This window comes from Pelomonas sp. BJYL3, from assembly GCF_027257975.1.
Lineage (GTDB): Bacteria > Pseudomonadota > Gammaproteobacteria > Burkholderiales > Burkholderiaceae_C > Roseateles_B > Roseateles_B flavus.
Genome location: NZ_JANZKX010000006.1, coordinates 367,380 through 382,329, shown reverse-complemented (window position 1 = coordinate 382,329; position 14,950 = coordinate 367,380). Strand labels below are relative to the sequence as shown.

12 protein-coding genes and 1 tRNA gene are annotated in these 14,950 nt (G+C 68.9%); 4 read left to right on the top strand and 9 right to left on the bottom strand.

Translation table 11 applies throughout. The features are described from left to right. Nucleotides 1-20: 20 nt before the first annotated feature. From O9Y01_RS19250 to O9Y01_RS19240, 3 genes are read right to left on the bottom strand one after another with little or no spacing between them, the layout of a single operon-like run. Entirely contained in the window at nucleotides 21-926 is a 906-nt protein-coding gene (locus O9Y01_RS19250; RefSeq protein WP_269633220.1) for a hydrolase 1, exosortase A system-associated, read from the bottom strand. Then, the gene (locus O9Y01_RS19245; RefSeq protein ID WP_269633219.1) at nucleotides 923-1,768 is read right to left on the bottom strand and encodes a hydrolase 2, exosortase A system-associated; all 846 of its coding nucleotides are present in this window, start codon (nucleotides 1,766-1,768) and stop codon (nucleotides 923-925) included. The genes O9Y01_RS19250 and O9Y01_RS19245 overlap by 4 nt, the downstream gene beginning before the upstream one ends. Nucleotides 1,769-1,801: 33 nt before the next feature. Further along, nucleotides 1,802-2,035, bottom strand: a complete 234-nt coding sequence (locus tag O9Y01_RS19240) for an acyl carrier protein (RefSeq protein ID WP_430765677.1) — start codon at nucleotides 2,033-2,035, stop codon at nucleotides 1,802-1,804. A gap of 216 nt (nucleotides 2,036-2,251) precedes the next feature. Here O9Y01_RS19240 and O9Y01_RS19235 point away from each other — a divergent pair, with 216 nt between their 5' ends. The 3 genes from O9Y01_RS19235 (at nucleotide 2,252) to O9Y01_RS19225 (ending at nucleotide 7,426) form a co-directional block, all read left to right on the top strand. Further along, nucleotides 2,252-3,904: an acyl-CoA ligase (AMP-forming), exosortase A system-associated gene (locus O9Y01_RS19235; protein ID WP_269633217.1), complete on the top strand. Its 1,653-nt coding sequence runs from the start codon at nucleotides 2,252-2,254 to the stop codon at nucleotides 3,902-3,904. A gap of 36 nt (nucleotides 3,905-3,940) precedes the next feature. Beyond that, nucleotides 3,941-5,200 (top strand): pyridoxal-dependent decarboxylase, exosortase A system-associated, encoded by a 1,260-nt coding sequence (locus O9Y01_RS19230; protein WP_269633216.1) that lies wholly within the window; start codon nucleotides 3,941-3,943, stop codon nucleotides 5,198-5,200. Between the two features lie 108 nt (nucleotides 5,201-5,308). Beyond that, nucleotides 5,309-7,426: a GGDEF domain-containing protein gene (locus O9Y01_RS19225; RefSeq protein ID WP_269633215.1), complete on the top strand. Its 2,118-nt coding sequence runs from the start codon at nucleotides 5,309-5,311 to the stop codon at nucleotides 7,424-7,426. A gap of 12 nt (nucleotides 7,427-7,438) precedes the next feature. On the opposite strand, the gene O9Y01_RS19220 is transcribed toward O9Y01_RS19225, so the two are convergent. From O9Y01_RS19220 to O9Y01_RS19200, 5 genes are all read right to left on the bottom strand, one after another. Then, on the bottom strand, nucleotides 7,439-8,515 hold the full coding sequence (locus O9Y01_RS19220) for a serine hydrolase domain-containing protein (protein ID WP_269633214.1): 1,077 nt from the start codon (nucleotides 8,513-8,515) through the stop codon (nucleotides 7,439-7,441). Nucleotides 8,516-8,539: 24 nt separating this feature from the next. Beyond that, nucleotides 8,540-9,397 (bottom strand): helix-turn-helix transcriptional regulator, encoded by an 858-nt coding sequence (locus O9Y01_RS19215; RefSeq protein ID WP_269633213.1) that lies wholly within the window; start codon nucleotides 9,395-9,397, stop codon nucleotides 8,540-8,542. Nucleotides 9,398-9,609: 212 nt separating this feature from the next. Then, nucleotides 9,610-9,700: transfer RNA gene (locus tag O9Y01_RS19210), tRNA-Ser, on the bottom strand. Between the two features lie 106 nt (nucleotides 9,701-9,806). Beyond that, nucleotides 9,807-10,718: an SPFH domain-containing protein gene (locus tag O9Y01_RS19205; RefSeq protein WP_269633212.1), complete on the bottom strand. Its 912-nt coding sequence runs from the start codon at nucleotides 10,716-10,718 to the stop codon at nucleotides 9,807-9,809. A 43-nt stretch (nucleotides 10,719-10,761) separates the two neighbouring features. Further along, entirely contained in the window at nucleotides 10,762-11,199 is a 438-nt protein-coding gene (locus tag O9Y01_RS19200) for an NfeD family protein (protein WP_269633211.1), read from the bottom strand. 164 nt (nucleotides 11,200-11,363) lie between these two features. On the opposite strand from O9Y01_RS19200, the gene O9Y01_RS19195 reads away from it, so the two are divergent. After that, nucleotides 11,364-13,622, top strand: a complete 2,259-nt coding sequence (locus tag O9Y01_RS19195) for an arginine/lysine/ornithine decarboxylase (RefSeq protein ID WP_269633210.1) — start codon at nucleotides 11,364-11,366, stop codon at nucleotides 13,620-13,622. A gap of 318 nt (nucleotides 13,623-13,940) precedes the next feature. On the opposite strand, the gene fabI is transcribed toward O9Y01_RS19195, so the two are convergent. Next, nucleotides 13,941-14,720 carry an enoyl-ACP reductase FabI gene (gene fabI, locus O9Y01_RS19190; protein ID WP_269633209.1) on the bottom strand — a complete coding sequence of 260 codons (780 nt, stop codon included), beginning with the start codon at nucleotides 14,718-14,720 and terminating at the stop codon, nucleotides 13,941-13,943. Nucleotides 14,721-14,950 lie beyond the last annotated feature (230 nt).

The following is a 14,950-nucleotide window of genomic DNA, read 5'->3' as shown; positions in this document are numbered from 1 at the left end:
CGGTGTCACTCCCTCTTGAATCAGATGACGGCGGGATCCGCGGCCGGGCTGGTGCAGGGCATGGCCGGGGGGGCCAGGAAGTCCTGCAGCCACTGCGCGCTGAGGTTCAGCGCGGCGGCCCGGTGCTCGGGATCGGAAAAGGTATGGTCGGCCCCGTCCAGCACCTGCTGGCTGAAGCCGGGGCGGCTGGCCTGCGCGGCCCAGCCGGGCTCGCGCAGGGTCTCGGTGAATTCCTGGGCCGTGAGGTCGGCGCCGGACAGCAGGCACGTCACGCGGCCGCGCTGGTCCAGGATGCGGGCCAGGCCCTCGCGCATGCCGCTGCGGAAATCGCCGGTGTCCTCGGCGGCGGCAACGCTTCGCCCCATGGCGCCCAGGGCCGCGCGCAGGCTGCTCCAGCGCACCTGGCCGCCGAACAGCCGGCGCCAGAAATCGGCGCTGACGAGCCGGGCGGGGTAGTAGTGGCGGGTGCGGGCCTGGGCCAGGCTGCGCTCGCTGCGCACCCACGGGTTGGCCAGCAGCAGGCCGGCCACGCGGGCGTCGCCCCGGCGGGCATGGAGCAGGGCGGCCGAGGCCCCATCGCACAGGCCCCACAGCAGCACGCGCTCCACGCTCGGGCAGGCCCGCTGGAGGGCGGCGATGGCGGCGTCGATCTCGGGGTCCAGGTGCTCGAAGCCGACGGCTTCGCCGGGTGCATCACCCATGCCGCGGTGGTCGAAACGCAGGACCGCCGCGCCCTGCCCGGCCAGATGGCGGGCCAGGCTGACGAAGAAGCGGTGGGCGCCCACGCGGTACTGCGGGCCGCCGACCAGCACGATCACGCCCAGGCGCGGCGAGCCGCCCTGGGGCAGGCTCAGGATGCCGGGCAGACGCAGGCCTTCGCAGCCCACCGGGCAGACCTGCTCCATCACGGCGGTGCGGGTGCTCATGCGAAGGCCTCTTCGGCGCACAGGGCGCGCAGACTGCCTTCGATGAGGCCCTGGCTGAGGGTCAACTCCTGGCTGGCCCAGAACTGCGGGCCCTGCACGCAGATGGTGCTGGGCTGGTAGCCGGCGGCGCGCCAGGCTTCGATGTGCTGGCGGCTGGCAGGCCCGAGGGTCTGCGTGGCCGCGCTGGCCATCTCGCACCACACCAGGCGGGCGCCGGCCACGCCGCCGGGCGGCTTCAGCTGGGTCGCGGCCAGGGGCAGGGCCAGCTCGGGGCGGACCACATAGCCCGCGGCATGCAGAGCCTGGCCGGCCTGCAGGGCCTGGCGCATGGCGGTGGTGTCGGCGTAGCTGCGCACGGTGCGGCTCATGTCGGCGGCCAGGCGCAGGCGAAGGAACTGCTGCAGGACCTGCTCGCCGCTGGGCTGGGGCTGCCACATCAGCCAGTGACAGGCGAGCTGGCGGGCTTGAGCGAAATCGCTGGCCAGCAGGGCGCCGCTGCGCAGGCTCCACAGCCACAGCGGGCTGTCCGGCTCGCCTTCCTGGCGCAGCCGCTGCAGGGCCAGGTCCAGGTCGTCCAGCCAGGTCTGCCAGCGGGCTTCGCCGTGCTCGCCGGCGCTGTCACCGCAGCCGAAGAGATCGGGCCACAGCACGGTGAAGCCGGCCTGGCGCAGGGCATCGGCGCCCAGGGCCAGCATGCGGCGGCTGCGGTTGAGCTCCTCCAGCCAGGGCGGGACCAGCAGCACCAGGCCGCGGGCAGGGGTGCCGGCGGCGGGCTTGAAGAGGCTCAGGTAGCGCAGGCTGCCGTCACGGCTCTCCAGGAAGAAGGCTGTGGCGGCGTCCATGCTCGGTGCGGGGGCGGACAGGCTGGCCTGGCCTCAGGCCGCCAGCTTGGCCTCGACGAAGCGGGTCAGGGCGCCCACGGTCGCGAAGGTCTGGCCGTCGATCTCGTCGTCGCCGATGCTGATGCCCAGCTGTTCCTCCAGCGCGGTGATCAGGCTCACCACGGCCATGGAGTCCAGCTCGGGCAGGGCGCCCAGCAGGGGCGTCTGCGCATCGAACTGCGCGGCGCGGCCCTGGAGGCCGAGCGTTTCGTCGAGGAGGCGGAGCACGTGAGAGGCTGGGGACATGGGACGACCGGAAAAGGAAAAGGGCGCCTGGGCAGGGCCGGGCGCCGGAGAGGGTGCCGGGGAAGGCGGCCGAATCTTACCCGGGGGCGCCGTCCAGATCCCGGGGGGCGGGCCCCCTCATCCCAAGGGAGGCGGCCCGCGGCGCAGGCCTTGCGTGAGCGCTGGGCCGCCCCCGGACTCGGGGACAATCGCCGCATCATGCAAGAGACTGCCGCCCCAGCCCCTGCCTACACCCCCGGCCAGCCGGGCTTCCGCACGCCCCGGCTGCTCGCCGACCTCGTCCACCACCAGGCGCTGTGCCGGCCCGCGGCCGTGGCCCTGGGCGGGGAGGGCGGCAGCCTGGATTACGGCAGCCTGTCACAACAGTTACACCTGATGGGGGGCTGGCTGGCCGCCCGGGGCGTGTCGCGCGGGGAGCGGGTGGCGGTCTACCTGGACAAGCGCCAGGAATTCGTCATCGCCTGCTTCGGTGCGGGTGGCGTGGGGGCGGTGTTCGTGCCGGTCAATCCGGTGCTGAAGGCCGAGCAGGTGGCGCACATCCTGCGGGACTGCGATGTGCGCGTGCTGGTCACCGCCGGGGCGCGTCTGCAGTCCCTGGCCGAGGTGCTGGCGGACTGCCCGGCCCTGCGCGAGGTGCTGCTGGTCGATGCGCCGCCTGAGGGGCTGGCCCTGCCGCCCGCGCTGCGCCTGCACGACTGGACAGAGCTGCAGGGGGCACAGCCGCAGGAGACCGCCGCGCCCGTGCTGGACAGCGACATGGCCGCCATCCTCTACACCTCCGGCAGCACCGGCAAGCCCAAGGGCGTGGTGCTGTCCCACCGCAATCTGGTGCTGGGTGCGCAGAGCGTGGCGCAGTACCTGGGCAATCATGCGGGCGATGTGCTGCTGGCGGCGCTGCCCCTGTCCTTCGATGCCGGCTTCAGCCAGCTGACGACGGGCTTTCTGGTGGGCGCGAAGGTGGTGCTGCTGAACTACCTGATGCCGCGGGACGTGCTGAAGGCGCTGGACCGGGAGGGCATCACCGGCCTCACCGCCGTGCCGCCGCTGTACATCCAGCTGACCCAGCTGGCCTGGCCCGAGGGCGCGGGCCGCAGCCTGCGCTACTTCGCCAACACGGGCGGCCGCATGCCGCGCGAGACCCTGGACCGCCTGCGCGAACGCCTGCCGCAGGCCGCGCCCTTCCTGATGTACGGCCTCACCGAGGCCTTCCGCTCGACCTATCTGCCGCCCGCCGAGGTGGACCGCCGGCCCGATTCCATCGGCCAGGCCATCCCCAATGCCGAGATCCTGGTGCTGCGCGAGGACGGCAGCCTCTGCGATCCCGAGGAGCCCGGCGAGCTGGTGCACCGGGGGCCCCTGGTCGGCCTGGGCTACTGGAACGACGCCGAAAAGACCGCCGAGCGCTACAAGCCCCTGCCCGCAGGTGTGGGCGGGCGCGAGGCCGGCCTGCAGCTGCCCGAGTACGCCGTGTTCTCCGGCGACACCGTGCGTCGAGATGCCGAGGGCTTTCTCTACTTCATCGGCCGGCGCGACGAGATGATCAAGACCTCCGGCTACCGCGTCAGCCCGGTGGAGGTGGAGGAGTTGCTGTACCGCTCCGGCCTGGTGGGCGAATGCGCCGCCTACGGCCTGCCGCACGAGCAGCTGGGTCAGTGCATCGAGGTGGTGTTCTGCCCGCCCGAGGGCGCTGAGGCCGATCCAGCGGCGCTGCTGGCCTTCTGCAAGAAGCACATGCCGGCCTATCTGGTGCCGGCGCGCCTGCTGCCCGTGAGCGGCCCGCTGCCGCGCAATCCCAATGGCAAGATCGACCGCAAGCGCCTGCAGCAGCAGGCCGGGTCGGCCGAGGCGTGATCGCGCCGTTCTCATCCCTTCCTGCCCATCGCCTTCATGGACACACCCTCCGCCGCCACCCCCACCCGCGCTCTGCCGGTGCATGCGCCAATGCACCAGTTCCCGGTCCGGGGCCATGAGCTCATCGTCGGGGGACGGCCGCTGAGCGAGCTGGCGGCCTCGCTCGGCCAGACGCCTTTCTACGTCTACGAGCGATCCCTGCTGCAAGCCCGCGTGGCCGCGCTGCGCGAGGCCTTGCCGGCGGGCCTGCACCTTCATTACGCGATGAAGGCCAACCCCCTGCCGGCCCTGGTGGCCTGCATGGTGGGCCTGGTGGACGGGATCGACGTGGCCTCCGCCGGCGAGATGCAGGTGGCGCTGGCCCAGGGGGCGGATCCGCGGCACATGAGCTTTGCGGGGCCGGGCAAGCGGGCGCAGGAGCTGCGGGCCTCGGTGGAGGCGGGCGTGCTGGTCAACGTGGAGTCCTTCCGCGAGCTGCCGCTGCTGGCGCAGGCCGCGCAGGACCTGGGCCGACCGGCGCGCGTGGCCGTGCGCGTGAACCCGGACTTCGAGCTCAAGGGCTCGGGCATGCGCATGGGCGGCGGACCCAGGCAGTTCGGGGTCGATGCCGAGGACGTGCCGCGCCTGCTGGCCGAGATCGGCCGTCTGGGGCTGCAGTTCGAGGGCTTCCATCTCTTCGCGGGCTCGCAGAACCTGCGCGCCGAGGCGATCTGCGAGGCTCAGCGCCTGAGCTACCAGCTGGCCCTGCGCCTGGCCGCGGACGCGCCTGCGCCCGTGCGCCACCTCAACCTGGGCGGTGGCTTCGGCATTCCCTATTTCCCCGGCGAGCAGCCGCTGGACCTGGGCCCCGTGGCCGCCAACCTGGCCGAGCTGCAGGCCAGGGCCGGGCGCGAGATGCCCGAGGCGCACCTGGTGCTGGAGCTCGGGCGCTATCTGGTGGGCGAGGCGGGGCTCTATGTGGCCCGCGTGCTGGACCGCAAGGTGTCACGGGGTCAGGTCTTTCTCGTGACCGATGGCGGCCTGCACCACCACTTGGCCGCCTCCGGCAACTTCGGGCAGGTGATCCGCAAGAACTACCCCGTGGCCATCGGCAACCGCATGGGCGAACCGGCCACCGAGTCCGTCCATGTGGTGGGCCCGCTGTGCACGCCGCTGGACCTGCTGGCCGAACGCATGATGCTGCCGGTGGCCCAGGAGGGGGACCTGGTGGTGGTCTACCAGTCGGGGGCCTATGGGGCCAGCGCGAGTCCGCAGGGCTTCCTCGGGCATCCAGGCTGCCTGGAGGTGCTGGTCTGAGCTGAAGAACGGCAGGATCGCACGGAGCCGGCGGCCCTGCGGCCTGGTGCAGGAAGGGCTGCGTCCTACCATGGCAGGCCCTGCTTGTCCTGTCCCAGGTCGCGAAACTTGGCTGTTGAACTGCTCACCACGACTGCGCCTGCGCCCGCCTGCAAGAGCGGCTGGCCTGCTGCCCGTGTTGTAGCTGCGGGCCTGAGCCTGTTGCTGGGCGGCCTGGCGGCATCGCAGGTGCAGGCCCAAGCACAGGCCCAAGCACAGTCCCAGCTGCCCTCCCCAGGGGCTTCCCAAGTGCGGGCTGCGCTCACGTTCGAGCAGGTGCGTGCGCTGCCGGCCCCGCCAGCGGTCTATGCCGACGAACCCTCGCTGGAGGCGCGGCTGCGCTGGCTGCAGGAGCGCCTGGCCGGATCGCTCGACGCCCCGGAGCGCTACCGCAGCCAGCGCCTGCTGTTCAGCGAGTACTACTTCGCCAACCGTCACACCGAGGCGGCTTCCCTGTGCCGCCAGCATCCGCCGCTGGCGGAAGATCTCCTGTTCCGGGCGCACTGCATCCTCGCCACGAAGTCCGGCCCGCAGGAGCAGCTGCCGCAGCTGCTGCTGCTGACCCAGGAAGCGCGCAGCCGTCGCAATCCCGGCATGGAGGCGCTGCTGCTGCAGGAGATTGCCTGGCGGCAGTCGGAGCTCGGGGACATCGGCGGCGCCTTCGAGAATCTGGAGGCCGCGCTGGCGGTGGCGCCGGTCAGCGATGTGGGGCTGCTGACCGACCTGATGATGAACACGGCGACCAGCTACATCGTCAATGGAGACGAGGGCTATGTCCGCAAGGGCATCGCGCTGCTGGCCAGCAACCGCGAGCGCCTGGCGCGGATGCTGGAGGAGCCCACGGGCGACATCGACAAGGCCGTGCTGCGCGAAAGCATGCAGCTCACCGAGTTCAACCGCGGCATCGCCTATGCGCTGCATCTGGGCGACTATGCCAACGCCTTGCAGCACTTCGATCGGGTGCTGGCCGAGCCCAATCCCTATACCGAGGATGCGCTGGCCTTTGCCGCGCTGGCTGCGGCCGAGCTGCGCCAGAACGAGCGCGCCCGTGCCTACCTGGCGCGCGCCGGTCGGGAGGGCCCTGGCAACGCGGCTCCCGCCGTGCGGCAGTACCTGAGCTGCTACCGGCAGCTGGCGGGCCGCCGCCTGCAGCCCGGGCATGCCTTGAGCGACTGCCTGAGCCTGCACCCTGACACCGCCACCGAGGTGCAGCTGGACGTCTACAAGCGCCTGTCCCATATCGACGATCCCGCGATCGCGCTCGCCGGACTGAAGGGCCTGCGCACCCTGTTCTTCGAGAAGCTGGAGCCCCAGCTGCGCCGCCGCGGGTCCACGGCGGCCTCCAATGCCGAGCTGCGCCGGCTGCAGCGCGAGTCGGAGTTCAAGAGCCTGGTCCTCGAGCAGCAGCAGGCGCTGCAGCGCGAGCGCGATGCCACCGCAGCCCAGCGCCAGAACACCTTCATCGCGCTGTCCTTGCTGCTGCTGGCCGTGCTGCTGCTGATCGGCCTGAGCTGGCGTTCGAAGAAGAGGCTGGCCGAGCAGTTCGAGCGCATGAGCCTGGTCGACACGCTGACCCAGCTGGGCAACCGCCGCTTCCTGGAGCAGCAGGTCGGGCGCGAGCTGGCCTCCCTGGAGCGGGCGCGGCACCGGCACCCGGAGGCGGCGCTGGGCATCTATCTCTTTGATGTCGACCACTTCAAGTCGGTCAACGACCGCTTCGGCCATGGCGTGGGGGACGAGGTGCTGGTCGAGCTGGCACGGCGCCTCCAGGCCGTGACGCGAGACACGGACCTGCTGGTGCGCTGGGGCGGCGAGGAGTTCCTGCTGGTCGCCCGGCTCGACACCGCCCAGCACGGCGCCCAGCTCGCCACGCGCATCCTGGAGGCCATCAACGGCAGCCCCTTTGCGCTTCAGCGCGGCGACACGCTGCCCGTCACCTCCACCGTCGGGGCGGTCTGTCTGCCCTTCATGCCCGGTAGCGATCCCGGCCTGTGGCCCGAGCTCGTCGCGCTGGCCGACCTCGCGCTCTACGAGGGCAAGCGCGCCGGCCGCAACCGCTGGGTGATGCTGTCGAACCAGGGGCTGGCCACGCCGGAGTCCTTGCGGCAGGCGCTGCAGCAGCCCCTGGCGCAGTCGCTGGAGGCCGGGTTGCTGGGCGTGCGCAGTTCGGCAGAGCCGGGCGATTGACCGGCGCGCGGCCTAGAGTGCCGGCAGCAGGTCCTGGGTCAGCAGCTTGAAGGTGTGGAGGTGGGGCTGCCGCTCGTTGTAGTTGCTCGTGGTGATCACGACCACGGCGCGCTTCTCGGGCAGGAGGAAGACCGCGTTGCCGCCGTTGCCCGCCATCGTGGGCGCCGTGAGGGTTGAGGCGCCGAAGGGGATCTTCATCAGCCACCACAGGTAGCCGTAGTCGGCATCCTCGCGCGCCGCAGCCTGCGGTGCCAGCGAGCGCCGGACCCAGTCCGCGGGGATGAGCTGCTGGCCCCCGGCCCGTCCGCCATCCAGGTAGAGCTGGCCGAGCTTCCAGAGGTCGCGGGTGCGCAGGCCCAGCCCGCCTCCGGCCTGGGCGAGCCCCAGCGGCGAGTGCTGCCACTCGGGGGCGTGGATGCCCAGGGGATCGAACAGGCGGCGCTGGGCATAGGCGTCGAGCGGTTCCCGCACGGCGCTCTGGATGACGTCCCCCAGCGTGGTCACGCCGGCGGTGCAATAGCGGAAGCTGCGGCCGTGCGGCGAGTCCGCCGGCTTGGGCATCCAGGCTGGGAAGCCCTGCACCGGCAGGTCCGCATAGAACTGCACCCAGTCCTCGACGAGGTACATGCGCTCCTCATGGCCGCGGGAGAACTGGTTGTCGTCGTTGCACTCGACCAGCGAGGACATCGTCAACAGGTCCTCGACGCTGATCGCCAGCTTGCGTGGATCTGGATGCAGCATCCGGGCGCGACGCTGCGCCGGCAGCAGGTCAAAGATTCGCGAGCTGCCGCTCATGCGGCCATCCGCGACGGCCAGGCCTGCCAGCATGCCGGCTACCGTCTTGGTGGCCGAGCGGGTGTTGCGGCGCGCTTCGGCGCCCTCGGCGTCGAAGTAGTGCTCGTACACCACCCGGCCCTCCTGGGCGACCAGGATGCTGGTGATGGCCTTGTAGCGGCCCTGTTCGACGTTCTTCTGGGCCTGCTCGAAGCGGGCGGGCGGGGCCGTCTGCGCCGTGGCAGCGTCGGTGGCAGCGGTGGCAGCGGTGAGCGAGGCCACGGCGAGGGTGAAGCAGAGTAGGGTGCGATGCATGAGGGGTCCTTGTGTGCCCTGATGCTATCGGCGCCTCAGGCGGGCATCTTGTACGTGGGAAACCTCGGCGCGGCTGAGTGCGAGCTGCCGGAACGCCCCCGGCGTGATGCCGAACTCCGCCACGAAGCAGCGGTGCAGATGGCTTTCGTCGAAGAAGCCGAGCTCCGTGGCGACGAAGCTCAAGGGGCGACGTCGCACGATGAGCGACACCGCCCTGTGCAGCCGCAGCCTGCGCAGATAGTCGCTGGGGGCGATGCCATGGCGCTTGCGGAAGGCTCGTGCCAGGTAGACCGGGTGCAGATCGGCGATCGAAGCGAGCTCCTCCAGCGTGGGGACGGGCAGGCCGTCGGCTTCCAGACGGTCCAGGACACGCTGGAGCTTGTCGCCGATCTTGGGCAGCGGTCGCGGCAGTGCGTCCGCCACCAGTTCGGTGACGATGGTCTCGATGGCCAGCGGCGACGCCGGCTCCCAGCGCCGGACCTCGGGCAGCAGCGACAGCGCGCAGGCCAGCGAACGCCGCGGCAGCCGGCGCGGCTCATCGCCGACCGAGCGGCCATTGCTCAGGCGCTCCAGCACGGCGGCGGGCATCGTCACCGTCAGGAACAGGCCGTCGTGAGAGCGAAAGCGGTCGCGATGCTCGGTGCCGGGCGGATTCAGGATGACGGCAGGCTCTGTGCACAGGGCGGGCATGCCGGCCGCATCACTGACGTAAGTCCCGGCCAGCAGCAGCACCAGGTGCATGTCCGCATGCTGGTGCTGGTGAATCTCGTGCTCCGGGACGGTGGGGCGCAGCAGCGCGACGGCGAGCTCGGCGGTGGCCTGCTGGTGCAGCGCGGCGCCCTTGACGCCGAGGCCAGTCAGGCCTGGCGCCTGCGACGGCATCGTGGAAGGCGATGAAGGCATGCGGGGTGTGTCAGTGCGTCACCCCCGGGGTCAATCGTTGAGGGCGACGCGAGTATGACCTGCTTGCGGCTGAGCAAGGCGTGCCGACCCTATCGGCCTTCCATGGCCTCCGTGTTCCCACGTTGCCCCCACGTTGCCCCCATGCCCCGGAAACGAAAAACGGACCCGAGGGTCCGTTCTTGCGTGGTTCTTGGCGGAGAGAGCGGGATTCGAACCCGCGGTGGGCTGTTAACCCACACACGCTTTCCAGGCGTGCGACTTAAACCACTCATCCATCTCTCCGAAGCCCGCCATCATAGCGCAGTTTTTTGGGCCGCCAGGAAACTTCCGCAAATTTTTGAATATTTTCTGCAGAGGCTTCCCGAGGGGCCGGCGGCCGGGGCGGAGTTCAGGCCTTGCTGCCCTTGATCAGGGCCATCGCCGTGCCGATCAGGCCGGAGACCTCGCCCATGTTGTTGGGCACGATCATGGTGTTGTTCTTCTGGGCCAGCTGGGCATAGGCCTCGACCGCCTTCTCGGCCACCTTCAGCTGCACGGCCTGCTCGCCGCCGGGGGACTGGATGGCCGCGGCGATCTGGCGGATGGCCTCGGCGCTGGCACCGGCCACGGCCAGGATGGCGGCGGCCTCGCCCTCGGCCTTGTTGATCTCCGCCTGCTTCTCGCCTTCGGAGCGGGCGATGGAGGCCTCGCGCTCGCCGGTGGCAATGTTGATCTGCTCCTGGCGGCGGCCTTCCGAGGCGGCGATCAGGGCGCGCTTGTCACGCTCGGCGGTGATCTGGGCCTGCATGGCGCGCAGGATCTCGGCCGGCGGGGTCAGGTCCTTGATCTCGTAGCGCAGCACCTTGACGCCCCAGTTGAGGGCGGCCTCGTCCAGGGCCTGCACCACGGCGCTGTTGATGATCTCGCGCTCCTCGAAGGTCTTGTCCAGCTCCATGCGGCCGATCACCGAACGCAGCGTGGTCTGCGCCAGCTGGGTGATGGCGATGATGTAGTTGCTGGAGCCGTAGCTCGCACGCATGGGGTCGGTGACCTGGAAGTACAGGATGCCGTCCACCGTCAGCTGGGTGTTGTCCTTGGTGATGCAGATCTGGCTGGGCACGTCCAGCGGGATCTCCTTCAGTGAGTGGCGGTAGGCCAGGCGGTCCACGAAGGGCACCAGAAAGCTCAGACCCGGGGTGAGGGTGGCGTGGTACTTGCCCAGGCGCTCGACCACCCAGGCGTTCTGCTGGGGCACGACCTTGACGGACTGGATGACGAAGATGGCTGCGGCGATGAGGATCACCAGCGCGATGAGTTCCATGAATCCTCCTTGGGGTTCTTGATGAATGGAGCGGGGCAGGGCTTCAGGCGTCCAGCAGCAGCGTGCTGCCGTCGACGCCGCGGATGGTGTGCATGCCGGACTGCGGCGTGGCGCTGCCGGCGTAGCGGGCCTGCCAGCTGGCGCCGCGGTAGCGCACGGTGGCATGGCCGCCGGGCTGCCAGGCGTCCACCTGCACCTGCTGGCCGATGTCCAGCAGCACGTCAGGGTTGTGGCCTGCCGGGGCTTGCGGCTCCTGGCTGCGGCGCGCCAGCTGGCGGCGGTGCCACAGCGTGACGGCCAGGCCGCCGACGAGGGCGGCGGTGATCATCTGCCCCACGCTGGCCAGGCCGGCATGGGCCGAAAGGGCTGCGCAGGCCGTACCGATGGCCAGCATCAGCAGGTAGAAGGTGCCCGTGTAGAGCTCCGTGGCGACCAGGATGCCGGTGGCAATCCACCACCAGGTCGAAGCGTCGAATCCCATCTCGTCCTCCTTTATTTCATGATGTGAACTGAGTGTATCGCCCGGCTTTTGCCGGCTTGCCGTTCTGTTTGTGCGACAAAGCGAAATTGGATCTTGCGCTGTCAGCTGCTAGCCCTACACTTCGCGCCTTTGATTTTTCGCCCGTGTTCCCGGAGGGCCCTGAAATGCTGCGTTTCCGTTTCCCCATCGTCATCATCGACGAGGACTACCGCTCCGAGAACACCTCGGGTCTGGGCATCCGTGCCCTCGCCGACGCCATCCAGAAGGAAGGCTTCGAGGTGCTGGGCGTGACCAGCTACGGCGACTTGTCGCAGTTCGCCCAGCAGCAGAGCCGGGCCAGCGCCTTCATTCTGTCCATCGATGACGAGGAGTTCACTCCCGGCCCCGAGCTGGATCCGGCGGTGCTGAACCTGCGCAAGTTCATTGAGGAGATCCGCTTCAAGAATGCGGACATCCCCATCTACGTCTACGGCGAGACCCGCACCTCGCAGCACTTGCCCAACGACGTGCTGCGCGAGCTGCATGGCTTCATTCACATGTTCGAGGACACGCCGGAGTTCGTGGCCCGCCACATCATCCGCGAGGCCAAGAGCTACCTGGACGGCCTGGCGCCCCCCTTCTTCAAGGCGCTGATGGACTATGCCCAGGACGGCTCCTACTCCTGGCACTGCCCCGGCCACTCGGGCGGCGTCGCCTTCCTGAAGAGCCCGGTGGGTCAGATGTTCCACCAGTTCTTCGGCGAGAACATGCTGCGCGCCGACGTCTGCAATGCCGTGGAGGAGCTGGGTCAGCTGCTGGATCACACGGGCCCGGTGGCGGAGTCGGAGAAGAATGCTGCGCGCATCTTCAATGCCGACCACTGCTTCTTCGTCACCAACGGCACGTCCACGTCCAACAAGATGGTGTGGCACCACACGGTGGCCCCGGGCGACGTGGTGGTGGTGGACCGCAACTGCCACAAGAGCATCCTGCACAGCATCATCATGACCGGCGCGGTGCCGGTCTTCATGACGCCTACGCGCAACCACTACGGCATCATCGGCCCCATCCCCGAGAGCGAGTTCGCCCCGGAGAACATCCGCAAGAAGATCGCCAAGAACCCGCTGCTCAAGGGCGTGGACGCCAAGAAGGTCAAGCCGCGCATCATGACGCTGACCCAGAGCACCTACGACGGTGTGCTCTACAACACCGAGACCATCAAGCAGAAGCTGGACGGCTGGATCGACACGCTGCACTTCGACGAAGCCTGGCTGCCGCACGCCGCCTTCCATACCTTCTACGGTTCCTACCACGCGATGGGCAAGAACCGCGCGCGGCCGAAGGAGGCCATGGTCTATGCCACGCAGTCCACGCACAAGCTGCTGGCCGGCATCAGCCAGGCCTCGCAGGTGCTCGTGCAGGACGCGCAGAACGTCAAGCTGGACAAGCACCTGTTCAACGAGGCGTACCTGATGCACACCTCGACCAGTCCGCAGTACTCCATCATCGCCAGCTGCGATGTGGCCGCGGCCATGATGGACGCGCCGGGCGGCCCGGCCCTGGTGGAGGAGAGCATCGCCGAGGCCCTGGACTTCCGCCGCGCCATGCGCAAGGTCGAGGCCGACTACGGCAAGGACTGGTGGTTCAAGGTCTGGGGTCCGGACAAGCTGGTCGATGAGGGCATCGGCAAGCCCGCGGACTGGATGCTCAAGGCCAACCAGAAGTGGCACGGCTTCGGCAATCTGGCCGCCGGCTTCAACATGCTGGACCCGATCAAGTCCACGGTGATCACGCCGGGGCTGGACATGAGCGGCAAGTTCGCCAAGACCGGCATCCCCGCCAGCATCGTCACCAAGTTCCTGGCCGAGCACGGCGTGGTGGTGGAGAAGACGGGGCTGTACTCCTTCTTCATCCTGTTCACCATCGGCATCACCAAGGGCCGCTGGAACACCCTGCTGACGGCGCTGCAGCAGTTCAAGGACGACTACGACAGGAACGCGCCGCTGTGGCGCATCATGCCGGAGTTCTGCGCCGCCCAGCCGCGCTACGAGCGCATGGGCCTGCGCGACCTCTGCCAGAGCATTCACGAGGCCTATGCCCGTGGCGACATCGCCCGCCTGACGACCGAGGTCTACCTCTCGGACCTCGAGCCCGCCATGAAGCCCAGCGACGCCTACGCCCACATCGCGCACCGCCGCACCGAGCGCGTGGAGATCGACAAGCTCGAAGGCCGCGTCACGACCTCCCTGCTGACGCCTTACCCGCCCGGCATCCCGCTGCTGATTCCTGGCGAGCGCTTCAACAAGAAGATCGTCGACTACCTCAAGTTCACCCGCGAGTTCAACGTCAAGTTCCCCGGCTTCGCCACCGATGTCCATGGCCTCGTCGAGGAGAAGGACGAGAACGGCAAGTCGCACTACTTCGTCGATTGTGTTCGCGATTGACCACCCCCTACCGGCTTCGCCGGCCCCCTCAAGGGGGCGAGCTTGAGGGCCCGGCAAAGCCGGATCCCCAAGCTCCGTGCCTGAAAAACAAAACGGGACTCGATGGTCCCGTTTTGTTTTGTGGGGTGGAGTTCGATGCGTTGATGGTCCGACATCGACTTCGGCGCAATCGTCAGGTTCGCCCCGAAGCGCGTGCCTTGAAAAACAAAACGGGACCAACGTAGTCCCGTTTTGTTTCCTCAGCGGAGCTTGGGGATCCGGCTCCGCCGGGCCCTCAAGCTCGCCCCCCTTGGGGGGCCGGCGAAGCCGGTAGGGGGGTCACTCCCCACTCAAGGCCACGTGGCTGAAGCCGCCGTCGACGTAGATCACTTCGGAGCTGATGCCGGCCGACAGGTCGGAGAAGAGGAAGGCGGCGGTGTTGCCCACATCCTCGATGGTCACGTTGCGGCGGATGGGCGTGGTGGCGGCGAACTGGGTCAGCAGCTTGCCGAAGTCCTTGATGCCCGAGGCGGCCAGGGTCTTGATGGGGCCGGCGGAGATGCCGTTGACGCGGATGTTGCGCTCGCCCAGGGCATAGGCCAGGTAGCGCACGCTGGATTCCAGCGAAGCCTTGGCCAAACCCATGGTGTTGTAGTTCGGCACGTAGCGGTCCGCACCCAGGTAGGACAGGGTCAGCAGCGAGGCGCCCGCACGCAGGCGCGGCGCGGCGGCCTTGGCCATGGCCGGGAAGCTGTAGGCCGAGATGTCGTGGGCGATGCGGAAATTCTCGCGGGTCAGGCCGTCCAGGAAATTGCCGGCAATGGCCTCGCGGGGGGCGAAACCGATGGAATGCACGAAGCCGTCAAACTCGGGCCAGACCTCGCCCAGCTGGGCGAAAAGGCTGTCGATCTGCTCGTCGCTGGAGACGTCGCATTCGAAGACCAGCTTGGAGTCGAATTCGGCAGCGAATTCGGTGATGCGGTCCTTGAAGCGCTCGCCCACATAGCTGAAGGCCAGCTCGGCGCCTTCGCGGTGGCAGGCCTTGGCAATGCCATAGGCAATCGACCGGTTCGAAAGGACGCCCGTGATCAGCAGGCGCTTGCCGGCGAGAAATCCCATGTCTGCTCCTTGGTATCAATGTTCAAATCAGCGCGGGATTCTCGCACGGCCTCGTTTCAGGGCAAGCCGGGTTCTTGCGGGCATGGTGCTTGCATAGTACAATCCTGGCTTCGCTGAATAAGTGAAGCGCCTGTTGGTTTGATTGGCGGCGGTGCCGGTTGGTTGAAGGCACAGCGCAAGAAGCTTCAGGCGGCATGCACCAGGTGCATGTCTGGCAGAGGGTGCTTTCA